18 protein-coding genes are annotated in these 24331 nt (G+C 62.3%); 9 read left to right on the forward strand and 9 right to left on the reverse strand.

Annotated elements, in window-relative coordinates:
- Window positions 1-75: 75 nt before the first annotated feature.
- The 8 genes from ACFMO7_RS07900 to ACFMO7_RS07935 all read right to left on the reverse strand — a co-directional run bounded on the left by ACFMO7_RS07900 (window position 76) and on the right by ACFMO7_RS07935 (window position 10734).
- Complete coding sequence (locus ACFMO7_RS07900) at window positions 76-1731, reverse strand: hypothetical protein (RefSeq protein WP_376794981.1); 1656 nt, start codon at window positions 1729-1731, stop codon at window positions 76-78.
- 366 nt (window positions 1732-2097) lie between these two features.
- On the reverse strand, window positions 2098-2568 hold the full coding sequence (locus ACFMO7_RS07905) for a GNAT family N-acetyltransferase (RefSeq protein ID WP_376794982.1): 471 nt from the start codon (window positions 2566-2568) through the stop codon (window positions 2098-2100).
- Between the two features lie 43 nt (window positions 2569-2611).
- Window positions 2612-2842: a hypothetical protein gene (locus ACFMO7_RS07910; RefSeq protein ID WP_376794983.1), complete on the reverse strand. Its 231-nt coding sequence runs from the start codon at window positions 2840-2842 to the stop codon at window positions 2612-2614.
- A gap of 295 nt (window positions 2843-3137) precedes the next feature.
- Window positions 3138-4184 carry an NAD(P)/FAD-dependent oxidoreductase gene (locus ACFMO7_RS07915; protein ID WP_376794984.1) on the reverse strand — a complete coding sequence of 349 codons (1047 nt, stop codon included), beginning with the start codon at window positions 4182-4184 and terminating at the stop codon, window positions 3138-3140.
- A 47-nt stretch (window positions 4185-4231) separates the two neighbouring features.
- Window positions 4232-6226 (reverse strand): DNA repair protein RecN, encoded by a 1995-nt coding sequence (gene recN, locus ACFMO7_RS07920; RefSeq protein ID WP_376794985.1) that lies wholly within the window; start codon window positions 6224-6226, stop codon window positions 4232-4234.
- Window positions 6227-6407: 181 nt separating this feature from the next.
- On the reverse strand, window positions 6408-7250 hold the full coding sequence (locus ACFMO7_RS07925; protein WP_376794986.1) for an NAD(+)/NADH kinase: 843 nt from the start codon (window positions 7248-7250) through the stop codon (window positions 6408-6410).
- Between the two features lie 521 nt (window positions 7251-7771).
- Window positions 7772-8950 (reverse strand): DUF929 family protein, encoded by a 1179-nt coding sequence (locus tag ACFMO7_RS07930; RefSeq protein WP_376794987.1) that lies wholly within the window; start codon window positions 8948-8950, stop codon window positions 7772-7774.
- A 185-nt stretch (window positions 8951-9135) separates the two neighbouring features.
- Entirely contained in the window at window positions 9136-10734 is a 1599-nt protein-coding gene (locus ACFMO7_RS07935) for an HD domain-containing protein (protein ID WP_376794988.1), read from the reverse strand.
- 196 nt (window positions 10735-10930) lie between these two features.
- On the opposite strand from ACFMO7_RS07935, the gene cas6 reads away from it, so the two are divergent.
- The 8 genes from cas6 to ACFMO7_RS07975 all read left to right on the forward strand — a co-directional run bounded on the left by cas6 (window position 10931) and on the right by ACFMO7_RS07975 (window position 20382).
- Window positions 10931-11914, forward strand: a complete 984-nt coding sequence (cas6, locus tag ACFMO7_RS07940) for a CRISPR system precrRNA processing endoribonuclease RAMP protein Cas6 (protein ID WP_376794989.1) — start codon at window positions 10931-10933, stop codon at window positions 11912-11914.
- Between the two features lie 236 nt (window positions 11915-12150).
- On the forward strand, window positions 12151-13989 hold the full coding sequence (locus ACFMO7_RS07945; protein WP_376794990.1) for a PrsW family glutamic-type intramembrane protease: 1839 nt from the start codon (window positions 12151-12153) through the stop codon (window positions 13987-13989).
- A gap of 310 nt (window positions 13990-14299) precedes the next feature.
- Window positions 14300-15394, forward strand: a complete 1095-nt coding sequence (locus tag ACFMO7_RS07950; RefSeq protein ID WP_376794991.1) for a thiamine pyrophosphate-dependent dehydrogenase E1 component subunit alpha — start codon at window positions 14300-14302, stop codon at window positions 15392-15394.
- Window positions 15391-16374 (forward strand): alpha-ketoacid dehydrogenase subunit beta, encoded by a 984-nt coding sequence (locus ACFMO7_RS07955; protein WP_376794992.1) that lies wholly within the window; start codon window positions 15391-15393, stop codon window positions 16372-16374. The genes ACFMO7_RS07950 and ACFMO7_RS07955 overlap by 4 nt, the downstream gene beginning before the upstream one ends.
- A 130-nt stretch (window positions 16375-16504) precedes the next feature.
- Window positions 16505-17893, forward strand: a complete 1389-nt coding sequence (locus ACFMO7_RS07960; RefSeq protein WP_376794993.1) for a dihydrolipoamide acetyltransferase family protein — start codon at window positions 16505-16507, stop codon at window positions 17891-17893.
- A 169-nt stretch (window positions 17894-18062) separates the two neighbouring features.
- The gene (gene lipA / locus ACFMO7_RS07965) at window positions 18063-18935 is read left to right on the forward strand and encodes a lipoyl synthase (protein ID WP_376794994.1); all 873 of its coding nucleotides are present in this window, start codon (window positions 18063-18065) and stop codon (window positions 18933-18935) included.
- 126 nt (window positions 18936-19061) lie between these two features.
- Window positions 19062-19868 carry an alpha/beta fold hydrolase gene (locus tag ACFMO7_RS07970; protein WP_376794995.1) on the forward strand — a complete coding sequence of 269 codons (807 nt, stop codon included), beginning with the start codon at window positions 19062-19064 and terminating at the stop codon, window positions 19866-19868.
- A 109-nt stretch (window positions 19869-19977) separates the two neighbouring features.
- Window positions 19978-20382 carry a response regulator gene (locus tag ACFMO7_RS07975; protein WP_376794996.1) on the forward strand — a complete coding sequence of 135 codons (405 nt, stop codon included), beginning with the start codon at window positions 19978-19980 and terminating at the stop codon, window positions 20380-20382.
- A 166-nt stretch (window positions 20383-20548) separates the two neighbouring features.
- Here the strand turns inward: ACFMO7_RS07975 and ACFMO7_RS07980 are convergent, their stop codons facing one another.
- Complete coding sequence (locus tag ACFMO7_RS07980) at window positions 20549-22432, reverse strand: hypothetical protein (RefSeq protein ID WP_376794997.1); 1884 nt, start codon at window positions 22430-22432, stop codon at window positions 20549-20551.
- Between the two features lie 324 nt (window positions 22433-22756).
- Between ACFMO7_RS07980 and ACFMO7_RS07985 the strand changes: the two genes are divergently transcribed.
- A complete protein-coding gene (locus ACFMO7_RS07985; RefSeq protein WP_376794998.1) occupies window positions 22757-24322 on the forward strand; it encodes a DUF1800 family protein in 1566 nt (521 codons plus the stop codon).
- Window positions 24323-24331: the final 9 nt, after the last annotated feature.

Genomic DNA, 24331 nt, shown 5'->3' on the forward strand with positions numbered 1-24331 from the left:
GAGGCGTCGAGACCTGAGCGGCTGACGGCCAGCCAGGCCAGCCCGGCGCAGGGCCAATCTGGTCCGGGAGTGTCTTTAGCCAGGCAGCCGTGACTGGCGCTGCAAAGGCAGACCGGAGAAGGAATCGACGGGCGGCAGGCTTGACAGCAGCCCCGCCCCCACCGGCTGCAAAGCGGCCCGTCCACTCAGGGCAGGCAGCGGTCGCTGCTCGCCCAGGGCGGGAAGAGGCTCGCCGGCACCGGGACGCTCAGAGGGATGGTGCTGGCCTCCAGGCACGGCCACCTTTTGCCGCAGACGAGCCACCTGCAGCACGAAAAGCGGGAAGGCCGCGCAGTAGAAGTAAGACGAGAGGCTGCGCCAGGCAAAGAAGAGCGGTACCACAGCCAGGAAGAAAGCGGCCTCTGGCCGCGAGCGGCAGATCTGCCAGTACCAGGCCAGAGAGGCCACCATGGCCAGCAGCTCAAGAGCCAGATAGACCTTTTCTGGAAGGTAGGGGATCAGATGCGTAGCGCTCAGATTAATGATGCCCACCCCGAGAGGGAACATCGGATCATTCAGGGGAGCCAGCACGCCGGCCACAAAGGCTCCTGGGTTCCAGATGATAAAAGGGAGATTCACGGCCAGGGCCGTCGCGGCGGCGATTCCCAGACGGAGCAGCGCCTCTCGCGGCTGATAAAGGCGCCAGGCCATGATCAGATAGAAAGGCGCTGAGAACCAGGCCGGTTGCTTTGTAGCGATGGCCAGGCCCAGCAGCAGGGCCGAGAGCCAGCCGCGCTCGCGCAGCAGCCAGGCGAGCAGCAGCAGCAAGCAGCAAAAAATATCGAGGTTGGCGCCCGTCGTCGAGGCCCACATCGGGACGTTCGCCAGGCCCAGCAGCAGAACCCAGGGGCGCAGCTCCGGACGCGCCACACGCCAGCCGATGGCCACGATCAGCAAATAGCTCAGCAGATAGAGGGGCAGCACGTTCACATCGCGCAAAGGCGTATGGAGCCATACGAAGGGAACAAGTGTCAGGAAAGAGAGGGCCGGGTAGCTGACCTTCCCCTCGAACTCGGGGGCCTGACCGGTTCTGAGGGCTGCCGCGAAAGCGGCCTCCAGCTCAGCATCCGATGGATAGTCCAGACGGTTGGCGAAGCGGCCCTGGCGCAGCGGAGTGGTCCACTCGGGCTGAATCGCAAAGGTGCGTGCGATGCTCACAAAATTTGAATCGCTGTAGGGATTATGGCCCGCGAGCAGGAGCGCAGCGGCGTTGGTGTCCAGAGTAGTGCCGTCGTTGGAAAATTCGGGGGGGAGAAAGCACATCACGACGCCGCGGCCCAACTCGATCACCCCTACCAGGCTCGTCAACAGGATGAGCACGAGAGCGATGCGCTGCCAGCGGCTCGGAAAAGGGCGACTCAGCATCTGTGTCTGGGGCCGGCGCGGCAGAGGACGCAGAGCCATCGCCATAGCGGCGAAGCTTCCCAGGATCAGTCCCAGCGGAATGAACGAGCTATAGGGGAGCAGATAGGGTGTGTAGAGACGGTGATCGATCTCGTTGAGCGCCTGCAGGATCAGGGCCACACCAACCCAGACAGCACGCTCCTGCAGGGCGCGAACCAGGTAGTTGTCGGGACTTCGATCCTCGCTGAAGAAGAGCCGTAGCCAGCTGCCTTTGGCTGTGGTGGTGGCCTGCGTGGCCTGCTGCTCGCACGCCTCCAGGGACGGGGGCAGTAGGGATGGCTGCACCATAGCGTTCCACTTCCCTCCTGATACTGATGTATGGCAAGCCTGTTGTATACTCGTGCGTATGACAGGACCACTACCCAACTGGCACCGGGAACCTGTGGGAGACGGCCTGGTCTTCTCTTAACTCTCGGGCCAGGCGCGCGGCCATACAACCGGGCTGGAGCGGGCCACTGGAGCCGGGGCGGCCAGAGAGCGGGCGGGGTAGGGCTTCCTCTGATGTTTCCCCAGCCTGAGTCTTACAACGAAGAGGAAGAGCCAGGCGTCACAAATTGGCGTGAGGCTGCGGAAGCCGGACCGGCCTGCGGAGCCAGGAGTCCCTGGGAGTGGCAAAGGCGCAGGCGGGCAGGCCGCTGAGGGGTGAGGGAGGAGCTAGAGGGGGAGGCGATAATACAGCTCGCGGTGCTGCAGTTGAAAGCCCAGCGCCTCGTAGAGGCGGATCGCTGGTCTGTTCTCCTCCCAGACGTGCAGATCGAGGGCCTCCAGGTGCTCCTGCTGGCGAGCAAAATCGATAATGTATTGGAGCAGGCGACGCGCCAGGCCACGCTGCCGATATTGGGGAAGCACCACCACCCGGCGAATGTAGCCGGTACGGCTCCCTTCGCTGCCATCGGCAGGCGGCAGCATCAGTTCGGCTTTGGCTACCGCTTGCCCTTCTAGCTCGCCGAGAAAAATCAGGCCCCGCTCATGGGTAGAGGGATCAACCGAGCCAAAATACTTTTCCAGCTCACGGTGAATGTTGCGCGTGGGCGAGGTGCCGAAGCGATCCAGGTACTCGATGCTCTCAATATCCTCCGCGCAGGCCAGGCGAATCACTAGCGGGGTGGCGTGCTCCTCTCCCATAGGCTTCTGTCGATCGATCACCGGCGTCGCTCTGGCGGCCCTGCTAGCGCTGGGCCTGCCTGGCTTTTCTGCTCTGCCGCTCTCGCTCCTCATCTGTCTTTTTGCGTGGCAGCAGCAGAATAGAAACCAGAGCGTAGCCTGCGCACCCCAAGAGCATCAGGGCGTAGATGACATCTTCCGTACTTGTGCGATTCGCCAGTTGCCAGAGGCCCCACCAGAGGAAGGCTGCAAATACAAGAAACAGCAACACCGTGCTGAGAAGCGTCTTACTCATGGCCTTGAAATCCTTATGTACTGACCGGCTGAGCTGCCTGTTTGTGCCTGGGGATCTTCCTTTTCCCTGGGCTACAGCAGGAGCAGGCTAGAGCATAGAGAATGGACAGGCTGAACCAGGCCAGGGTGGGCGCTCGCGGGGTCCTCCGTCTGACACGGACTGTTTGGGAGCGAGGGCGTCCGCCGCCAGCCTGCGGTAAATGCTCGCTAGTATTGTAGCATATCCGTCTAGAGCGCCGCCAGCCGAGCGCAGAGGTCCTGAGCCTGAGCCGACGGAGGACTGGCGAGCTGGAGGGCTAGCGCCAGTGAGCCAGGAGTTGAAAAGCGCTCTCCTGTCCCACTGCCAGGGCCAGGTGCGCTCGTCCACCCCTGAAGGCATCACCGCTGAAAAAAAGGCCATAGGGGGCGCTAACAGCGTGCAGGGCTTGCAGGTCGAGCAGCGTTTCTCCCTCGGGGAGAGCCAGCGGCCAGCGTTGGACGTCGCAGAAGTCTGGGGCTGGCAGAGGCCGTCCCAGCAAGCGCGAAACGAGAGCGGTTGTCGCCTCTGCCAGGGCCTGATCATCCCACGACCAGTGTGCACGGCTGTAGTCGGGGGCGAGCTGAACGATCAGCAGAGACCAGCCGGGAGGGACGCGGGCGGGACCCTTTTCTTCCTCGCGTGCCAGCCAGGAGATGGGATGAGCCTTATCGCTGTTGACCAGTGCATAGTAGGGGGTGGGCGGCAGTACCCGCTCGGGCCAGGCCAGCGCCAGCGAGAGAAGGGGGCGGTAGCGAGAGCGGCCCAGCTCGGCCTGCAGGCGCTGCTGGAGGGTGGGCGGCAGCTCGCTCGCGGAGAGCAGAGCCGCGGCCTGGGGGGCGGGCAGGGTCAGGAGCACAGCAGGAACCTCGGCCACGACCTGACCGGCGGTGGAGAAGAGGCGCCAGCCCGGCTGTAAATAGGAGAGGCGGGCGATCTCACAGCCAGTTGCAACCGGCAGCTCGCGGGCCATCAGCTCGGCCAGCGTCTGCAGACCGTGCCGGTAGGTCCAGCGCGGAATAGCGTTCTGGCGCGGGTCGCCCTCCTGGAGGCGATCCTGACTATCGAAGGTCCAGACCGGCTTCGCAATAGCCAGCAGCTCGGGAGAGGCGAAGCGCCGCAGCAGCAGGGCATCGCTGGCGGGCGCGTTGCCATGGATATACTGCGCTCCGGGATCGAAGCAGAAACCCGCGCGCCGGCGCGTTGTGGCCCGGCCTCCCACGTTCTCCTCTCGCTCGTACAGCCTCACCTGCAGGCCATGGTCGTGCAGCACGTGGGCCGCCGCCAGGGCGGAAAGGCCCGCGCCGATCACAGCTACCTCTGCCATTGTATCCCTCTCTCCCTCCTGGACCCTCGGGCTGGTTGACTGTCCGCTTAGCGGGCCTGGGCCTGAGAAGCGTCCCGGGCCGTGCTTTGGTCTGTGAGCGAGCTAGTGGTCTGGCTCTCGACCTGGCGCAGCCAATTCTCTTTCCAGAGCTGAGAGCGGGCCAGCAACTCCTCGGCGCTTTTAAGCGAGAACTCGCTCACGTTGCCTCCCATAATATGGGCGATCTCGCGCACTCGCTGCTCGGGGCGCAGCTCATTGACGATAGTGATCGTCCGTTCGCCGAGAACCTGCTTATTGACATTGAAGTGCAAATCGGCGAAGGCGGCGATCTGGGGAAGGTGCGTCACGCAGATCACCTGGTGATTGCGGGTCAGCATCCACAGCTTCTCGGCGACCACCTGCCCGCTGCGTCCGCTAATGCCTGAGTCGATCTCATCGAAAATCAGCGTTGGGGTAGCGTCAGCTCTGGCCAGAATTGTCTTCAAGGCCAGCATCAGGCGGGAGGTCTCGCCGCCCGAAGCGATCTTGGTCAGAGGCTTAAAAGGTTCGCCTGGATTAGGGGCGATCAAAAACTGCACGCGATCGATGCCGGTAGCGTCGCAGGCGTAGAGCATCTCGGACTGTCCCTCGATCCTGGCCGGCACCCCCTCGGGGTCAGGCTCCTGAAGGATCTCCACCGAGAAGCGCGCCCGCTTCATATTCAGGTCCTCGAGCTGCTCCTCCATTGCGCTGGCCAGGCGAGCGGCGGCGGCGCGGCGGCGCTCCGACAGCTCCTGAGCAATACGTCCGATCTCGCGGCGCAGCTGTTGATCCTGTTGCTCCAGCCGACGAATGTGCTCCTCGCGATTGACGATACGATCGAGTTCCTGGCGATCCTCCTCGGCGCGCCTGAGAATCTCCTCGATCGTGGAGCCGTACTTACGTTTCAGGCGGGCGATCAGGTCGAGGCGCTCCTCGATTTCGGCCAGGCGAGCCGGGTCATCCTCGATATCGGCCGCATAGCTGCTAATGGCGGCAGCCACGTCCTCCAGGCGATAGATGGCCTCTTCCAGGTTGGCTTCCTGCTCGGCGAGGCTCTGATCGAGGCGGGCCAGCTCGTTGAGGGCACGGGAGGCGCCCCTGAGGAGGTCGAGAGCCGACTGTGTCAGGTCGCTGGCCAGCTCGGAGCCTTTAATCGCCCCATAGGCCAGTGCACACAGCTCGCGCATACGTTCCGCGTTGCTCAGGACCTTCCGCTCGCGCTCCAGCTCCTCGATCTCGCCTGGCTGCAGCTCGGCCTTCTCAATTTCCTCGATCTCGAAGCGCAGGAACTCGGCCCGTCGGCTCTCGTCGCGCTCGGTCTGCAAGAGCTGCTGTAGACTCTTGCGCACCGTGCGCCACTCGCTGACGCGGGCCGCCAACTGTTCGCGCAGCGGCAGCAGTTCAGCGTAGCGGTCGAGAAAATTGACGTGTTGTTCTGGCCGGAGCAGGCTGAGATGCTCGCTCTGCCCGTGGATATCGATCAACCAGCTAGCGACCTGTTGCAGGACGTGCTGAGAGACGGCCCGTCCATTGATGCGGGCGACCGTGCGTCCCGAACGAAAGATATCGCGAGAGAGGATCAGGGTCCCCTCCTCGGGCTGGAGGCCGTACTCCTGGAGCAGGCTGGCAAGGGCCAGGCGGGCGTCGGCGCTGGCGAGATCGGCGCGGAGGCGTTCCAGGCGCCGGCCCACCTGGCTTTCGGCCTGTTCCAGAGCCTCGTAGAGGGTATCGCCGACAGAAGCTGCTTCCTCTTCTTCGGGCCTGCGGGCCAGAGACTGGAAGCCATCGCCGCCGGGCGGCAGCAGCGTCTCCAGCGAGAAGACGCCTTCGACGCTGGCGCGCTCGCAGCCGGCGCGCACGTACTCTGCACCGATCTTTCCTCCCAGCAGGGCGCTGACGGCGTCGATGATAATCGACTTGCCAGCCCCTGTCTCGCCGGTAAAGACATTGAAGAGCCGATGGAAAGAGAGATGCAGATTATCAATGATAGCGAAATCCTTAATGTTCAGTTCGAGCAACATGGCACTGCACAGGCAACTTTCTCAACGGATGAGCAAAGCGGGAGGCAGCAGCGGGCCGGAGGATCGCACCGGCAGCCGGGCTGCCACCTGGCACCCGTTGCTGAAGGGAGCGCGGGCGAACGAGCGAGCGCGCGCCTGGCATCAGGGGATGAGCGAGCGAGTGAGCCTACGAGCGATCCTCTTACTCGTCATCTCTCAGCTTCGCATTAATGATCTGGTAAAAGTAAGTTGGTGGTCGGCGTCGCAGGAAGCGGGTCTCGTATTGGCTTTTCTGGACGGTGACCATTGCGCCGTTGCGCACCTCGCGATTCAACTGGCCGTCGGCAGAGAAGACTCCGCTTTGCGAGCCGGTCACGATTTGCAGGCGCACGCAGGCATCGGGGTGAAGAATCAGCGAACGGTCGGAAGCCAGGTGAGGGGCGATCGGCGTCAGGACCATGCTCTGGACCTGTGGGTGGAGCAAGGGGCCGCCGACGGCCAGATTATAGGCTGTTGAGCCGGTAGCCGTCGAGACGATCACCCCGTCGGCATAGGTTGTACTGTAAAAATGGTCGTCGATCCAGATCCCTACCTGCACCACGCGGGGCCAGGTGCCGCGTGCGATCACAATATCGTTTAGGGCTAGAAACGTCTCGCTTTGTCCTTCCTGATCCAGGGTGGCGGTGAGCATCGTGCGCGTATCCACCCAGACCGAATCGTCTTTCTCTAGATAGTGTACAAGCTCGTAGGGAAGATCGCGGGGTTCTAACTCTGTCAGGAAGCCGACGCGCCCGTACTTTACTCCTACGATAGGGATGCCGTCGGCGGCGCAGAGGCGCGCGGCGTGCAAAATTGTCCCGTCACCGCCCAGCACGATAACCAGCTCGCAGCCCTGCAGCAAGCCCTGGGGGGTCTCCTCCCCCTCCTCGCGGATATCGACACTACGGACCTCGTAGCCGCGGCGGCGCAGGAACGGTTCGATCTGGGCTGCAGCCTCAGCGGTGTGCTGTTTGCGGCCCTGATAGAATATGGCAATGAGCTTCACAGAAGGCTCCAGTCAGTCTGGTCGGTCGCGGTCGCTGGCGCTCAGGCGAGGCGGGCAAGTCTGACGAAAGCGCGCTACCTTCTCTGCCGTCTCCGCAGCCTTTCGACAGAAGGAACCCGCTGCAAGCCGCGAGCGCGAGGCCGCCGGCCTCTGGGAGGTTGCGTTTCCGCCCAGGGGAAGGCAGCGTTCCCGTCTCCCTCGTCCCGCTCTGCCGCCGGCTCATAGGCTGGAATACTGATTGCCTGCCGGCCGGGGGGTGGGCTGGACGAGGCTCCCCAGGATCCGTGCCGCGATTGGGGCCTCCACACCTGGCTTGCTTGTCGGCCAAGGACTTCCCTGGCCAGCAACTGACTCATAGCGCAGCTGCACGGCTTTCAGCAGAAGCCGCGCGGCTTTTGCCACAGCGGAATATCCCACGGTAATGGTACGTCATCTAGATAGGCTTGTCAACCGTCGTGCAGCCAGGCAGGAAGGGGCAGAAGCCCCTTCCCGAGCCGCTTAATGGCGAACAGACAGATTTTCTAGTCTGCCCGGCTGCTGCGCGGACGGCTGTCACCGTTGGGGAGCGCGCCCTCACTGAGAGCGGTCAGTTGGAGGGCCACGGGGCCGATCTGGGCCAGGGCCACGCGCGGAAGCTGCTTCTCTATCTCCTGAATGAAGGAAGCCTTGCAGACGCTGGCTGGCTGATCGTTGGTCGCCACGCAGATTCCGGCGGTCAGATAGTTGGCCACGCCGACGATGCTCTTGGAGATGGACGTGCTCGAATTGGTGATCTGGATGGCAATGTCCTTCTGCGAAAGGCCGCTGAGTAGCCCGGGATCAACGGTCTGGCCCTCTGACATATAGATATTGGCGATGTCTAGGAAGGGGAAACCGCCGCTGGGATTGAGGGCGTTGACCAGTTGCTGCTGTTCCTGGCTTGGCGTCTGCAGTGGTTGCTGGTCGCGATCTTCGACCTCCAGCGGCACAAAATCGATATAGGAGCTGGTGTAGCTGCTGCCGTAGAAGGTGAAAGTGGCCGTATCGGGATAGACATCGGTGCTGGAAGAGGTCGTCTCTGGTAAGGCGCTGAAGTGGCCGAAGCGGCTGAGGGCGATCACCAGCGACCAGCGTTCAGCGGCGCAGTAGGGGCAGAACTCTGCGCCCCAGTAGAAGACCTCGGGCTTTCCGTTCGGACCCACCAGACGATCGCGGTTGCTGACGGCCTTGAGGGGATTTTTCTGGCCGCCGGTTCCGATTTGGGCCAGCAGAGCGGTGTCGACGCTGGTAACCGTCTTAAGGACCTCGGGGTCGGTGGTGCCGCGCCGCGCGCCAGAACTGCTGTGCTGCTGTGAAAGGAGGATGAAGCCTCCAACGATCGCTAAGACAACAATCAAGGCCCCGGCGACGACGAGCCAGCGTGTTCGGCCACTGACGCGCCGACGTGTGTAGCGGCGTTGGGGTTGATGGACGCTGGCTGGGCCGCTCGGGCGGCTAGCCGAGTCCGAGCGAGTCGTGCTGCGCACGCTGGTCGTGCTCACGCTCTTGGAAGAAGCGCCTGGCGAACTCTGGGAAGCGCTGCCGCTCTTGGCTCCTCCCGCCGTTGTTCCACCGGCGCCTGACGGGCTGCGGCTCTGGAGCTGGGCCTGTGCCTGAATCTGGGCCCGTCGCTGGACCGCTGAGGAGCCGCCGCCGCTGTTTTTCTTGCGCTTTTTTGCCATGCTCTTCGTTTCCTGGTTTATTTAGGCATTGTTGTTTGAACGAGCGCCTTGAGGAAATGCTTGGCTGCCGGGTATCGCCAGTTATTATAACACGGGGCCCTTGAACGGAACAGGGCACGAATGCCGGGCTAGTGGGCGAGAGCGGGCGGCTGGCCAGTGGGTGGCAAGCCCGCCCGGCGGGCTGACTAGCTTCCCGGGCCCGGGGCGTGAGTTTCTTGACTGTCGGCTGTGCGGGCCTGCAGATACTCACGGGCCAGCCAGAGGGCTTCCTCTTTCGAGTGGATACGCTCCTCGGCCCGCGCCTCCGCGATCACTTCGAGCAGCTCGCCGATCAGCGGGCCAGGCTGCAGGCCCAGACGGCGTATCAGCTCATGGCCTGTCAACAGACGGGCTGGCAGAAAGCGTTCGCGCTCGTAAAGATAGCTCCGCAAGAGCAGGGCCACACAGGCGAGGTGGGCCTCCCAGGCGCCGGCGGGGCGCGAAGGGTAGCCTGGCCCATAGGTGGCCAGGTGATCGGCCAGCGAGAAGAGGGCAAGGTGCAGTCCCTGAGCGCCCAGGTCGGCAAAGTAGCGACGGAGGGCGCGCGGCGTTACCACCTCCTGTCGCGCGAGCTGGCCCGGACGCATGTGATGGAGAGCAACCAGGCGCGCCAGATGGCGATCCTGACTGCTCGCGCCCAGGCGTTTCAAGACGCTCTCGGCCAGCGGGGCGCCGGTCTGCTGGTGGCCATAAAAATGGCTCACGCCCTGCTCGTCATAGCTCAGGGTCACCGGCTTGCCGATATCGTGCAGCAGTGCGGCCAGCTTCCAGGCCGGGTTTGTCAGTTCGACGGGCAGTGGCAGGTTCTGATTTCTGGCCTCGGCTACCAGAGCGCGTAGCTGCGCCAGCGGCTCGGCCAGCTCAGGCCCCAACAGCAGCGGCTGGGACCAGGAGGAGCAGGAGAGCGTATCCAGCGGCAAGGGTTCTGCCTGCAACAGGCGGGCCACGGCTTCCAGGGCGCCGACGGTCTCTAGGGAGTGCTCGAGAACGTCCCAGTAATGGGGAGGTGGCTGCGGCATTCCCTTGGCAGGCTCCAGCTCAGGCACCAGGACGGTCAGCAGGCCATAGCGATCGAGCAGGCGCAGGCTGGTCGTCGCATCTTCCAGTTCGAGCAACCTGTAAAGCTCGCCGTGGAGGCGCTCGGGCACCTCGCTGGCCAACAGCTCAGCGTCGCGGCGGAGAAGGGCTTCTGTCGCCGGCTCGATGCGCAGAGAGTAGCGGCGGGCGAAGCGGAGCGCGCGCAGCAGGCGCACTGGTCGGCGGCGAAAGATCTCGGGATCGACCGCACGGAGCAGGCGGGCCTGGGCATCGGCCAGACCGCCGCAGGGGTCGATCCAGGGCAGAGAGGCCAGGTCAGATGGAGAAGAGAGGCTCAGGAGGGAGGCCAGGGGGAGGGCCAGAGCGTTGACCGTGAAATCGCGCTGGCGCAGATCCTCCTCGATGCTCGACCCGGTCAGTGGTCCGACATCGATCAGCCACTCGCCCCCTGGCGTGCGCACCACGACCCGGCTGGCCTTCTCGTGCATATAGGCATAGTAGCCGCCGAGGTGATTGGCCAGTTGGCGAGCCAGCCTTGGGGCCTCGCCAGCGACAACCAGGTCCCAGTCGTCCGAAGGCAGGCCGAGAAGCAGGTTGCGCAAGGCTCCCCCCACCAGGTAGACCTGGGTCGGGTGCCGCTCTGTAAAGAAGCGCGCTACCTGCTGCAGTAACTCGTAGGTTCCTTGCTCCAGGAAAGGCACTGACATCTCTCTCTGCTCACTGATTCGAGGTGGCAATGTCTGGGCGCAAAAAAAGGAGCTTCTCCCCGTCTCATCTGCAGCCACCTTTCCTACTCCTGCTAGACAAGAGGTTATACATATTTTATGCTAACATACAGTTGTGGCAGTTGCAACCATTAGCCTGCGGTACATCTACATATGAGAGTTTTCGGAAGGGGCGAGCATGGAAACCACAGCTTTAGCATCAGCAGGCAGCTTTAAAGCCGATCTTTATGCCCTGCATCTGCGTTTGCGGCCATTGCAGCCGGGAAGCCTCATGCCATTTTCGGGCGAACTGGTGCATGGGGCCTGGCTGGAATGGCTGCGGAGTGCGGCCCCCGATGTCTCGGCGCGCCTCCACGAAGGGAACAAGCGTCGCCTCTTCACCTGTTCGAGTTTACAATTTCCCCTGCCGCCGGCCCAGGTGCGAGAGGCGGAGCGTCACAACCGCCATCTTCCGCTCAGCCCAGAGAAGACCTATACGATCCGCATCACCCTGTTACTTGGTGAGCTGTTCCCTCACTTCTACCGAGCGCTTGTGCAATTCAATCATTTCACTGGAAATATGCGACACTCGCCCTTCATGCAGATCGGACGCCAGGTATTTCTCCTGGAGGAGGTGATTGCCAGCCCAGACGATCCTTCGCGCTGGACGGGCTTCACCACCTTTCGTGAGCTGGCTCAGCAGGCGGCCTCGTTGCCTCCTGGCCGTTGTGAGCGCCTGACGCTCGAATTTGACTCGCTGACAACCTTCAATTGGATCAACACGCGCAACAAGGTCTATGGCAACTATTATGCTCTCCTTCCTTTACCGCGCTATCTCTTCCCGGGGTTGGCCAAGCGCTGGCAAGAGTTAGTGGTCCAGGAGCCGGAGACGCGCGAGCTAGCGGCGCTGGTCCAGCCCGAACTGATTGAGGAGTATATTCTTGACGATGGCATTGTCATTGACGACTATGACCTGCGCCCGCATCAGGTCCATTTCTCCACCCATGTTCAGCCGGGCTTCATCGGGCGCTGCGTCTACCGCCTGCGCGGGCCTGATCCCTCCTCGGCGGCGGGGCTGAACCTGACGGTTCGCCAGCAGCTCTGGCTTCTCGCCTATCTCGCCTTCTACTGCGGCGTAGGGTACAAAACGCCTATGGGCATGGGGCGAGTGCGTCCTCTCTAGGCGGCGGAGCGCTCTACAGACTGAGACCACTGCGCCGCGTGTGGCCTGGTCCCCTGGCGGTGCCGGGCGAGAGAGTGAGCCGGCCGATTGTTCAGGTGGCTTACTCTCTCCAGGTTTTCTATGCTACCATTATATAGCAGCAAGGCGGCCTGGGCCGAGCGCGCGGCGCGTATCGTCCAGAGAGGAAAGCGCGCTCTGATCATCAAGAGAGCTAGCGCTGCAGGAACGTATGGACAATGAGCCAGAGCTATGGTGTGCTACGGGTGGTGCGTATGCCCCATCTTCAACCCCCAACGGCGCGGGGCTGGACCATACGCGCGCGCTCTCCTGTTGCCTGGTTGCCGGATGAGCAGCTCGTGCACGTGCTGACGCGTCGAGAGACCAGCATTGGGCGGGCCCTCAGCAACGACATTGTTCTGATGGATCTCTCGGTCTCGCGCGAGCATGCGCGTCTCATCTTTGATAGCGACGGCTGCTGGTATATCGTCAATCTCACGCCACACAACGTGCTCCGGGTCAACGGGCAAGCCGTTCCCGCTCACGTCCGTTTCCCCTTACGTTCGCAGGACATCATTGTTCTGGGCAGCACCATGCTCCAATTCCTGGCTCCCCATGTCGCTCTGGCCGGGCATGGCCAGGGAGGAGCGGAGCAGAGACCAGACTCCGAGAGCGAGCACGTTACCCAGCTACTACCAGGAGCCCCAGCTCGCGCGTCCTTAGCGGAGCCGGAGCCGGAGCCGGCCATTTTCCTTCCTGCCGCTCTGCCGTCCGGTGAGGCACAGGCGACGGCCTATTCCGCGTGCGAGGAGGTAGAGGGAGAAGAGGAGGAGGAAGAGAGTCTGCTCGGAGCGGGAGTGACCATGCAATTCGCCCTCTCGCCGCGGCTGGGGAGGCGCATGCGTTGGCTGATGGCCGGGGTTGGGCTTGGCATTCTGGCCGTTTGTGCCCTTGTGACCCTCATCCTCAATAGCTTCATCGGGATCAATGCCCTTACCCAAAATGGCGCCTCCAGCTTGCTGGCAGCGCTCACTATCCCACTGATCCCCGCGCTCGGCACGCTGCTGCTTGTCAACTTCATCGACCGTTTCGAGCGTGAGCCGTGGTATCTGCGTCTGGCTACCTTCCTCTGGGGCATGGTGATTGCCATTCCCACGGCCTTCTTTATTGAGCGTCTGATCGATAGCGTTCTCCTCAATCTGTTGGAGCCGGGCACGAGTACCGCTCTGCGCTCGGCCCTGCAGGGACTGAATGCTGGCTTCACCGAAGAGACCATCAAGGGGCTGGGCCTGCTGCTGCTCTTTTTGGTACTGCGCGACCAGTTCGACAACATTACCGACGGCATCGTCTACTCGGCTATGATCGGGGCAGGGTTTGCCCTGGTAGAAAACTTCAGCTATTTCGCCAGCGGTTATCGCAACTCGCTGGTCTTTCTGATTATCTATCGTGTTGTTCTGGGCTGGCTGGGGCACCCAACCTTTACCGCCTGTTTTGGGGCCATGCTGGGCTACACGCGCCATACACGCTCTCGCTGGCAGCGGGTAGTCATGCCTCTGCTGGGCTACGGCATGGCTGTCATGCTGCACAGCTTTTTTGATTTTGTCGACATTCAGGCGGGGATGGCGGTCCAGGCCAACCCTGGCAATACGCACGTCGCGCTTCTGGCCCTGGTTGCCATCATCTGTGACTATATCCCGCCCTTCCTGGTCCAGATGCTGCTCCTCTACCTCCTGATTCGCTCGCTAGCCCACGAGGCGGCCATCATTCGCGAATTTCTGGCCTCCGAGGTCAGCAGCGGGGTGGTCACGGTCGATGAATACGTGCTGCTGCAGCACTCCTTTCAGCGCACGCGTCGCGAGCGGGCGGCACTCTGGCAGTATGGGGTCAAGCACTGGTTGCGTGTCAAGGCGCTCTATCAGGCGGAGATTGGTCTGGCCTTTCGCAAGTGGCATGTGAGCATGGGCGATGGCCAAAAGAATGGCTATCTGCGGCAGCCGGAGGATGCTTATCGGGAGCGCATTCGTCGCCTGCGTCAGGAAATTCGGGCCGTTGAAGAACAGGCTCAGGCCAGGCGCTAAGGAGCCTGTGCCGTCTATTCGCGCGGTGGAGAGCTTTGTGATACACTTATGAGGGCAGACGCGTCCATCGCCACGGCCAGACACCCAGGCCAGCCTTCGCGGGTCAGTAGCCTGCCGAACGAGCGCTGTCGTCCCGGAAGAGCTGCCCTGTGTCAGGGCGGAGAGGAACAGCGTTGCTGTGGCTCTCCTCTTGGGCAGAGCTGGATGCTGGTCGCTGGAGATGCCCGTTGTCGGCCATCCAGACAGACGCTCACTCCCTCGTCAGGCAGGGATCAGGCGATCACAATGCGGAGGAGTATCCCAGAGGATCATGAACGAAGCGGAGCGGGCTGACCTGCTGTTGCAGACCTATTATTATATGCGCCTCACCCGCGCTATGGAGGATCGCACGCGCACACTCTTTCTGCAGGGGCGGATTGTTGGCGGGGTCTATACGGCGCAGGGCCACGAGGCGACGACCGTCGGGGCGGCGATGACGCTGCGCGATGGGGACTGCATTGTACCGCAGCATCGAGATCTGGGCATGCATCTGGTACGGGGAGTCTCGCCGCGCGCTGTGATGTGCCAGTGGTTGGCACGTGGCAATGCTCCGACGCTGGGACGTGACGGCCAATTGCACATTGGCGACATGCATCATGGGGTTGTCCCGATGATCAGTATGCTGGGCGAGTCGCTGCCGGTAGCCTGCGGCGTTGCCCTGGTCATGAAGATGCGCCGTCGTTCGACGGTGGTGCTGGCCTCCTGTGGCGATGGGGCAACCAGTACCGGTGCCTTTCACGAGGCTCTCAATTTTGCCGCGGTGCAAAAGCTGCCCGTGGTCTTTCTCATTGAGAACAACGGCTACGCCTATTCGACGCCGACAGCCAGGCAGTTTGCTATCGAGCAGCTTGCGCAGCGAGCCTTAGGCTACGGTATGCCTGGCGAGAGCGTTGACGGCAACGACGTGTTGGCGGTGATGGAGGTAGTTGGGCGGGCGGTGGCCCAGGCGCGCGAGGGCCGAGGGCCGGCGCTGGTCGAGTGTCGGACGTTCCGCGTCCGTGGCCACTCTGAGGCTGATAAGGCCGACTACGTGCCGCCAGCCCTCCGCGAGGAGTGGCTCGCCAGGGACCCGATCAAGCGCTTTGAGGAGTATTTGACCGCTCAGGGGCTGCTGACTACGGAGCGCCGCCGGGAGATCGAGAGCCGCGTCCGAGCTGTGGTGGATGATGCCGTGGCCTTTGCCGAGGCCAGTCCTCCGCCCGATCCGGCGACAGTAGCCGACTATGTCTTTGCTCCCGAGGGGCCGATCGCTATCGTGGGCGAGCCGGATGCGACCGATCCACGCTACGTGAATGCCCTGGATACGCGCACCGGCAGGCCCTTCTGTACGATGAGTCAGGTAGAGGAGGCTGTTACTCGGCTATGACTGCAGTAACCTATCTGGAAGCGATCAGCCAGGCGATCCGCGAGGAGATGCGGCGCGACGAGTCGGTCTTTCTCCTTGGCGAGGATGTCGGCACCTACGGCGGAGCTTTTAAGGTCAGCGCCGGCTTTCTCGAAGAGTTTGGCCCGGAGCGCGTGATCGATACCCCGATGTCTGAAACGGCTATTATTGGTTCGGCGGTGGGGGCGGCTCTGATGGGGATGCGTCCGATTGCCGAGATGCAGTACATCGATTTTATCACCTGCGGCTTCGACCAGATTGTGAATATGGCCTGCAAGATGTACTGGCGCTCCGGTATTCCCCTGCCCCTGGTGATCCGAGGGCCCGCCGGCGGGGGCACCCATGGCGGCCCATTCCATTCGGCCAGCCCAGAAGCCTGGTTCTTCCATACGCCAGGCATCAAGGTCGTGATGCCGGCCACCACCTACGACGCCAAGGGCCTGCTGAAGGCGGCTATCCGCGACAACAATCCTGTTCTCTATCTGGAGCATAAGCTGCTCTATCGCCTGCCCGAGCTGCGCGAGGAGCTGCCGAACGAGGACTACATTGTCCCGCTGGGGAAGGCCATTATCCGCCGTCGCGGCCAGCATATGACGATGCTGACCTACGGAGCGATGGTCCATCAGTGCCTGAAGGCCGCCGAGCAGCTCGCGGCTGAGGATGGGCTGGCGGTCGAAGTTGTGGATCTGCGCAGCCTGACGCCTCTCGATCGCGAGACGATTAAGGAGTCGGTCAAGCGGACCAACAAGGTCCTGATTGTCCATGAGGATACGCTGACCGGCGGCGTGGGGGCCGAGTTAGCAGCTCTGCTGGCCGAAGAGCTATTTGACTATCTCGATGGTCCAATTATGCGTGTAGCGGCGCCCGACGCGCCCTATCCCTATGCCCCAGCCCTAGAGATGGCCTACTTGCCTGGCGTCGAGCGCATCGTGGCTGTGGCGCGCCAGCTCGCCGCCTATTAGCGCCAGCGGAGGCTTGAGAGGGAGGGCGGCCTGAGATGCGTAAGATAAGAGGATGCAAAGGCAACGGGTGATCCGCTCGCCACTGATCTGAAAGGAAACCTATGGAGTAATTGTTTGCGAGGAGTGGACTATGCCAACGCCGGTGAAATTCCCCCGTCTCGGCGAGTCAGTTGCAGAAGGAACCGTCGCTGCCTGGCTCAAGCGTGAGGGCGATTATGTGGAAAAGGATGAGGCTCTGGCTGAGGTAGTGACCGACAAGGTCAATGCTGAGCTTCCTTCACCAGTAGCTGGTCGGCTGGTCAAGATCCTGGTACCTGCTGACCAAACGGTGCCAGTGGGAACGGCGATCGCCCTCATCGAGGAGGAGGGAGCCGCTGCTGGAGTAGCCGAGGAAGCGAGCGCAGGCGCGGACAAAGCTGCCGCCACGCGGGAAGCTGCGGCGGCGACGGTTGAGCCGGTAACTTCTGCTGCTGCAGTGCAGCGTGGCACCTCAGCCCTCTCCCTGGAGGCTGGGGCCGTGACGGCGGAGCCACACGATGGTCAGCAGCCGGGTGAGCGTCAGCGTATTTCGCCTTTGGCGCGTCGCCTGGCTCGTGAGCACGGCATCGATCTGAACGATATCAAAGGCACCGGCATCGGGGGACGGGTGCGCAAAGAAGATATCCTGGCTTATCTGGAGCAGCGTCAGGCTCAGACCCAGACGGTACGGGCGCCTGCTGCGACCGTTCAAGCCAGGCCCGCCGTGGCCGCTGTCGATAGCCTGGGGGCGGTCGCCGCTCAGGCCGCCAAAGGGCCGGAGCCGCTGGCCGTTGGCCCAGACGAGGAGGTCATCGTCCCCGACCGCATGCGCCTGGCCATCGCCGAGCACATGGTGCGCAGCAAGCGGACAGCGCCCCACGCTACCACCGTGGTTGAGGTCGACATGACCGCCATTGCTCGCTGGCTGGAGCGCAATAAGGAGGAGTTCAAGCGGCGCGAGGGCTACAGCATCAGTTACGTTCCCTTCGTCATGAAGGCCGTCTGCGAGGGTATTCGCAAGGTACCGCTGATCAACTCCACCTGGACCGAGGACAATCGCATTATTGTTAAAAAGCGCATCCATCTTGGGGTAGCGGTGGCCACCGACAGCGGCCTGGTCGTGCCTACCATTCACGATGCCGATCAGTATACCATTGCCGGTCTGGCGCGGCGCCTCAGCGAAGTTGCCCAGCGAGCGCGCAGCAATCGGCTGACGGTGCAGGATTTGCAGGGGAGCACCTTTGTGGTCAATAACCCGGGCACCTTTGGTACAATACTATCGGTACCGATTATCAACCAGCCCCATGCGGCTATTCTCAGCATGGATGCCGTGGTCAAGCGCCCGGTAGTGACGGAGGATGATGCCATCGCGATCCGTTACATGATGTACCTCTGTCTCTCCTTTGACCATCGCATCCTCGATGGGGCAGGGGCTGCCACCTTCCTGCAGGCCGTGCGGGCCAAGCTGCAGAGCTACGGACCCGAGATCGATGTCTACTAGCTAGTAGGAGGGAGGCTGTCGCCAGGGAAGGCTGAGGAGGGCTGGCGCTGGCGCTGGCCTCGGCCAGCCGGGTGGCCGGCGAGCCTCTTTATCAGCCGACCTGCAGCCAAGCCAAGCTAAGCTAAGCTAAGAAGCCAAGCCAAGAGAGGAAGGAAGTAGAGGAACGATCATGGCGACCATTATCCCTGAGCGCCGCCCCTCGTGGTTGCGCGTGCGCCCGCCCGAGGGGGAGAGCTACCAGGAGATCAAGCGGCTCATGCGCAGCAAGGCGCTGCATACAGTCTGTGAAGAGGCGCGCTGCCCCAACATGCGCGAGTGTTGGGGGCACGGCACAGCCACCTTCATGATTCTGGGGCGTATCTGCACGCGCAGCTGTGGCTTCTGCGCCGTCGAGACGGGGCGGCCCCTGGGAGTAGACTGGGAGGAGCCGAAGCGCGTGGCTGAGGCCGTACGGCAGATGGGGCTACGCTATGCCGTAGTGACCTCGGTCAATCGCGACGAGCTGAAGGATGGAGGGGCGTCCATCTTTGCGGCCACCATTCGCTGGATCCGGCGCCTCAATCCTGGCTGCAAGGTGGAGGTGCTCACGCCCGACTTCAAAGGGGACTATGAGGCGCTCAAGGTGGTGATGGACGCCAGGCCCGATGTCTTCAACCACAACGTTGAGACGGTGCCCCGCCTCTATCGTCGTGTGCGACCCCAGGCAGTCTACCAACGCTCGCTGCAAGTGCTCAAGTGGGCCAAGGAGCTTCATCCCGAGGCTCCAACCAAGTCCGGTTTCATGCTCGGCCTCGGCGAAACCTGGGACGAGGTGCTGGAGGTCATGCGCGATTTGCGGGCCCACGACGTTGATATCCTCACCATTGGCCAGTATCTGCGCCCCTCGTTCCAGCATTTGCCGATCCAGCGCTATGTACCTCTGGAGGAGTTCGCTGCCCTCAAAGAGGAAGGGAAGAAGATGGGCTTCCGTCACGTGGAGTCCGGTCCCTTCGTGCGCAGCTCCTATCACGCTCACGAGCAGGCGGAGGAGGCCCTGCAGTGAGCGGGCCAGCGCCCAAGGGGGTCTGGCTCGGAGAGGAAAAGGGCGCTGGCGCTGGCTCTGGCCACAGGTGCCGCCTGGTCCTGGCCTGGCGCTCACAAGACTTCAATTGGGGAGGGAAAGCCATCCATGAAAGCACGGCTCAACGGTGTCCAGATCGCCTATGACGATCATGGGGCGGGGTTGCCTGTGCTCTTCCTGCACGCTTTCCCGCTGAATCGTCGCATGTGGCAGGGCGAGATGGAGGGGCTGCTGCGGGAAGGCCGCTATCGCCTGGTGGCCCTCGATTGGCGCGGCTTTGGCGAGAGCGAAATTGACCGCGAGGTTCTGACGATGGAGACGCTGGCCGACGATGTCGCAGCGCTGATGGACTGGTTGGGGATGGATGGCGCTGTCCTCTGCGGCCTGTCGATGGGTGGCTATGTGGCCTTTGCCTTTCTGCGCAAGTATGCGCAGCGCGTCCGCGGCCTGATCCTGGCCGATACCCGGCCCGAAGCTGATAGTGAGGAAGGGAAGGCCAACCGCGAGCAGTTGGCGCGTCTGGCCGAAACCCAGGGAGTTGAAGCCGTGGCCGATCTGCAGATCCCGCGCCTGCTCGCTGAGGAGACGCGCCGTCAGCGGCCCGAGGTCGAGGCCCAGGTGCGCCGCTTGATTGCCGCGACCACACCACGGGGGATTGCGGCGGCTTCACGCGGCATGGCTCAGCGGGCCGATGCTCGTGAGCTATTGCCCACCATTGGCTGTCCGGTGCTGGTTCTTGTGGGCGAGCAGGATCAGCTTTCTCCCCCCTCGCTGGCCCAGGAATACGCCGCGCGCATCCCTCAGGCTCAGCTGCAGGTGATCCCACGAGCCGGCCATCTCTCCAATTTAGAACAGCCGCAGGCTTTTCTTGATGCCGTGAGCGCTTTCCTCCGCTCCGCCTTTGCGCCTTTCTGAGCAGCTCTCAAGGTCCGTCTGGGCAGCAGGGCCAACCCTGCTGCCGGGCAGGCAGAGGTGGTTTGTTGCTGTGTTGTTGTGCTCTAGGGTAAGGGAAATAGAAGAGGCGATGGGTGATGATTGTGATCGGGGTGAGGGACGTCACCCGATTGTGCTGGTTGTAGATGACAATCCGGCCATTCGCGATATGGTAGCCTGGGCCTTGGAGCTGGATGGCTACGAGCCAGCGGAGGCCGCTGAGGGGCAGGAGGCCCTGGCCTGGCTTGATAACGCAGTGCGCGAGGGACGCTATCCCGCTGTTATCCTGCTTGATCTTGCTATGCCAGGCATGGATGGCGAAACCTTTCTGCAGCGTCTGCGCTCCCGCTGGGAACCGGCCTATCCCTTCCCGCGGATTGTGGTCATCACCGCTGGCAGCGGACTGGACACCGCTGCCTCGGAGGTGCAGCAGGTCATTGTGAAACCCTTTCACGTCCGCGACCTGCTCGACGTGATCCGCCGCTTGACCCCCTGATGGCTGTCGCCGAGAGAGGAAGACCGCCGGCCTTCCAAGGACGACCAGGTCACCCACTGTTCGGGCCGGCTCAGGAGTGCCGAGCCTGATAGCGCGTTGTCATCCCTCAGTGGCAAGAGCCGCGGCTCTTGCCACTTCGCCTTTTGTCGGCCCCCTGCTCTTGATCTCAAGTGCCCAGTTTTTCCTCGTCAGCCTGGGGAAGGCTCGCCTGGAGCAACAGGCGATAGGACCGTGAGAAACGTCGTCTCAAAGCGGCGACCGGAGCAAGCGGCTGCAAACGTCCGGCGGTCTGCGGGGCCGGGCCGAAGCCGGCGCGGTTAGCGAGGCGATCGGCGAACCAGGTGAGGGCGAGAGGCAGGAGCCAGGCAAAAGGACCGCGCAGATAGGCCACCTTGAAGCCGGGAAGCAGGGGAACAAAGGCTCCGTGCAAGGCCCAGGCATACGAGCAGTAGAGCATCAGCATCGTCAGGCTAAGCAGACGAAAGGGCAGAGGTCGCCGCAGGGCGGCCACGCCACGCCAGCGCACAAGGGTCAAAGGCCAGCGCCTCTCTGCGCCGCTGGCTTCGAGCAGGGCATAGAGACCGAAGAAGGTAACCAGGTACCAGGGCCAGGACCAGGGAGTGCCAATAGCGCAGTAGAGCAACCAGACCAGGGCCAGCCACTGGATCAATCCTCCGACAGTCCGAATGCGCCAGGAATGGCGCAAGGCCCGCCAGCAGAGCCAGAGATAACAGAGGGCGAAGAGGCCCATACTGAGGGTATGGGTCAGGCGCTCGCCCGGCGAGCCAATGATAGGGATCGTCACCTGGAAGTGTGAGACAACTGCCGCATTGTAGAATTGGCCCAGAAACTCGGCCAGCGTATTGATGTTGCGCGAGGCCGAAGGATTGACGCGCAAGACATTCAGCACGGCCCCGCCGTCCCAGAAGGGGGCATAGAGCAGCACGATGCAGCCGACGTAGAGGGCCAGGCAGCAAGCGATCTGGCGCAAGGGCAGACCCCGCCCCCAGAGCAGCAAGAGTAGTCCCGGAAAGAGCAGCACCGTGTTGATCTTCAGACAGGCCGCCAGCGCGAGAACCACAGTGACCAGCGCGTAGAGGAGCAAGACCTGCTTACCTCGTACGAGGAGCCAGAGGGCCAGCAGAATTAAGAAGAGCAGCGTGCTATCGTTGTGGGCATTGACTGCCGCCTCGAAGAGCAGCAGCGGGTTCCAGGCGAAAGCCAGCGTAGCGAGCAGGCGGCGCTGCTCGAACTGCTCCCCCTCTCTGCTCGGCTGCAAGTAGCCGCTAATGGACCAGATCAAGAAGGCCGAGCCGAGATGGGTGGCCAGACCGAGCAGGCGCAACAGCAACAAGGGGAAGACCAGATTATTAGCCCCGGCCAACGGCAGGGCCAGCCACTGTAGAAAACAGGTGATGGCGGCCCAGGTAGGCCCGTATGCCGAAGGCTGATCGATCCAGTAAAGATAAGGATAGGTGGCGTCATATTGAATTTGGGTCGGAAGAGTAGTGAGAGGGTTCAGATGATAAATGACGCCCATCCGCGCGTAGCTCAAATACGAGAAAAGGTCGGGAGAGGTCACTACAGGGATAAGGGCGTAGATAAGGCCAAGAGCTGCTGTTGAGAGCAAGACATAACGACGGGAGATAAGGACAGGCAGTCTAGCCAGGGCGTAGAGATAGAGGAGGAAGAGGGCGGTCAGAGCGGCCAGAAAGAGGAGAATTTCCAGCCAGGCCAGGGGGAGCGAGGGAATCGCTGGATCAGTTGGGACGGGTTGCAGGGGAACGATGTTCCAGGCAGGGAAGAGGGCCTGGGTTGGCAAAAGCGACCAGGTGCCGGTGCGAGAAAGCAGCACATCGTTGAACCAAAGGCCACTCAGGGGAAGGACGGCATCCAGGAGCACAATGGCCAGGATCATCCCTCCAAAAACAGCTAGTGGGAGAAGGCGCCGACTCCCGCGTGGCCTCTCTGATGATGGCGTCAGGGTTTCTTCCTTGAACTCCTGCTGGACAGTGACGTATTCCGCGGCCTTTTTCTGCTCAAGTGACAATTCTACATTTCTCATCCCTATGCTTACTACCCATCTATCACAGCTGATGCTGGTATGGCACGAGTGGGTGACAGCCTGCCTGCACGAAGGAAGGCCCCGAGGGCAGGGCCTTCCTGGACGGCGAGAGGCACAGCTTCCAACTTTCTTGAACGATTGATAGGTATGTGCGGTGACGGACCGGGCCGGATTCCCCTAAGCGGCCATCTTCAGTAAAGCTGTAGCTCTTCTTGAGGACATCTTGAGCTTTCCCTGCTAGCATGACTGACGTGGCCTGGAGCACAGCCTATTGTCTCTTAGAGAGTACGCACGGGAGCAACCCAGCCTATGGAAGAAACAGCCTGCAATGAAGAGCCAACCTGGCCGCACCTTGCCGAAGAGCAGCAGCCTCCGCTGGCCGCGCCTTCCCCGGAAGCGCCCTCAAGGCGCCTGTCCCGGCGCCGCCTCTTTGGGCTGGCGGGAGGTGGCCTGGGCGCGGCTGGTCTGCTGGCCGGAGGCATTGCTCTGGAGCAGCTCTGGCAGCGTAGTCAAACCAGCGATCCCCAGGCGAACCAGCTCATCGGTCACCTGTTGAGAAGAGCAGGCTTCGGCGCTGGTCCCCAAGAGCTAGCCCTCTATCGCAGCCTCGGCTTCGCGGGAGCGGTCGATCGTCTACTGCACTACCAACAGGTGGCCGACGATGAGATGGAGCAGCGCCTGGCGGCCCTCAACCTCGATCTGGATCGACCGCCAGATCAGCAGCGCTGGTGGTTGCTGCGTATGGCCTGGACGCAGCGTCCGCTTTTAGAAAAAATGACGCTTTTCTGGCATGGAGTACTCACCAGCAGCTTTCGCAAAGTTGGCGGCCCGCGCTTCTATCGGCGGATGATTATCCAAAACCAGTTTTTGCGCGAGCACGCCTTCGACAGCTTTGACAACATCCTGCTGGGAATTACCAGTGACCCCGCCATGCTCTTCTACCTTGACCTCACCAAGAGCACGCGCAGCGCCCCCAATGAGAACTATGCGCGCGAGCTAATGGAACTCTTTACCATTGGCCTGGGCCATTACAGCCAGCGGGATGTCACCGAGGGGGCGGCCGCTCTCAGTGGCTGGCATGTCCGTGGCTTCTCCTCTTATTACAATCCTGCCAGCCATAGCGACCGCATCAAGCACTTTTTGGGCCACAGCGGTAACCTCGACTATCGCGACGTCATTGCGATTCTGGCCGATCATCCGGCCACTCCCTGGTTTCTCGCGCGCAAGCTTTTCAGCTTCTTTGTCTACGAGAATCCGAGCCAGGAGGATCTTCAGCCGCTTGTTACTGCTTATCAGCAAAGCAAGCATAATATCGGAGCGGTCATGCGGGCTTTGCTGCTCTCGCCGCAATTTTCCTCGGCGAGAGCTTACCGCAGCCGTCTGAAGTCGCCGGTTGAATTTGCTGTTGGGGCCTATCGAGCCTTGGGCCTGCAAGACGATGGCGGCCTGCTGCCGCAATACACCACGCTCATGGGGCAGACCGTCTTTGATCCTCCCAACGTCGCCGGCTGGCCTGGTGATAAAGTCAGCGCTTTCTGGCTCAACAGCGGCACCTGGATGACGCGCCTCAACTATGTTGACCTGCTCCTGCGGCGTGGTTTAGGGAGGAGAAGCACGCGTCCGTTCGACCTGCAGTCCCTGATTGAGAAGAATCGACTCGCCTCGCCGGAGAATTTTGTTGACTACTTTACGGCCTTCCTGCTCGATGGCCAGCTTGCTGACGAGCGGCGGGACCAGTTGGTCAGCTATCTCACCTCGCCGGCAACCGGTCCGCAGGAGAGCGTAACCTTCGCCAATGGCAAATCCTATCCGCTTAGCCGCGTGCGGGGCACGCTCTATCTGCTGCTGGCCTCGCCGGAGTACCAGCTCAACTAACAGCCAGCG

The organism is Thermogemmatispora sp. (assembly GCF_042408735.1).
In the GTDB taxonomy this organism is placed as follows: domain Bacteria; phylum Chloroflexota; class Ktedonobacteria; order Ktedonobacterales; family Ktedonobacteraceae; genus Thermogemmatispora.

What these genes read in the sequence shown, in the direction of transcription:
- ACFMO7_RS07900 (WP_376794981.1), bottom strand. Translation starts at nt 1,731, where the DNA reads ATGGTGCAGCCATCCCTACTGCCCCCGTCCCTGGAGGCGTGCGAGCAG.
- ACFMO7_RS07905 (WP_376794982.1), bottom strand. Translation starts at nt 2,568, where the DNA reads ATGGGAGAGGAGCACGCCACCCCGCTAGTGATTCGCCTGGCCTGCGCG.
- ACFMO7_RS07910 (WP_376794983.1), bottom strand. Translation starts at nt 2,842, where the DNA reads ATGAGTAAGACGCTTCTCAGCACGGTGTTGCTGTTTCTTGTATTTGCA.
- ACFMO7_RS07915 (WP_376794984.1), bottom strand. Translation starts at nt 4,184, where the DNA reads ATGGCAGAGGTAGCTGTGATCGGCGCGGGCCTTTCCGCCCTGGCGGCG.
- recN (WP_376794985.1), bottom strand. Translation starts at nt 6,226, where the DNA reads ATGTTGCTCGAACTGAACATTAAGGATTTCGCTATCATTGATAATCTG.
- ACFMO7_RS07930 (WP_376794987.1), bottom strand. Translation starts at nt 8,950, where the DNA reads ATGGCAAAAAAGCGCAAGAAAAACAGCGGCGGCGGCTCCTCAGCGGTC.
- ACFMO7_RS07935 (WP_376794988.1), bottom strand. Translation starts at nt 10,734, where the DNA reads ATGTCAGTGCCTTTCCTGGAGCAAGGAACCTACGAGTTACTGCAGCAG.
- cas6 (WP_376794989.1), top strand. Translation starts at nt 10,931, where the DNA reads ATGGAAACCACAGCTTTAGCATCAGCAGGCAGCTTTAAAGCCGATCTT.
- ACFMO7_RS07945 (WP_376794990.1), top strand. Translation starts at nt 12,151, where the DNA reads ATGAGCCAGAGCTATGGTGTGCTACGGGTGGTGCGTATGCCCCATCTT.
- ACFMO7_RS07950 (WP_376794991.1), top strand. Translation starts at nt 14,300, where the DNA reads ATGAACGAAGCGGAGCGGGCTGACCTGCTGTTGCAGACCTATTATTAT.
- ACFMO7_RS07955 (WP_376794992.1), top strand. Translation starts at nt 15,391, where the DNA reads ATGACTGCAGTAACCTATCTGGAAGCGATCAGCCAGGCGATCCGCGAG.
- ACFMO7_RS07960 (WP_376794993.1), top strand. Translation starts at nt 16,505, where the DNA reads ATGCCAACGCCGGTGAAATTCCCCCGTCTCGGCGAGTCAGTTGCAGAA.
- lipA (WP_376794994.1), top strand. Translation starts at nt 18,063, where the DNA reads ATGGCGACCATTATCCCTGAGCGCCGCCCCTCGTGGTTGCGCGTGCGC.
- ACFMO7_RS07970 (WP_376794995.1), top strand. Translation starts at nt 19,062, where the DNA reads ATGAAAGCACGGCTCAACGGTGTCCAGATCGCCTATGACGATCATGGG.
- ACFMO7_RS07975 (WP_376794996.1), top strand. Translation starts at nt 19,978, where the DNA reads ATGGGTGATGATTGTGATCGGGGTGAGGGACGTCACCCGATTGTGCTG.
- ACFMO7_RS07985 (WP_376794998.1), top strand. Translation starts at nt 22,757, where the DNA reads ATGGAAGAAACAGCCTGCAATGAAGAGCCAACCTGGCCGCACCTTGCC.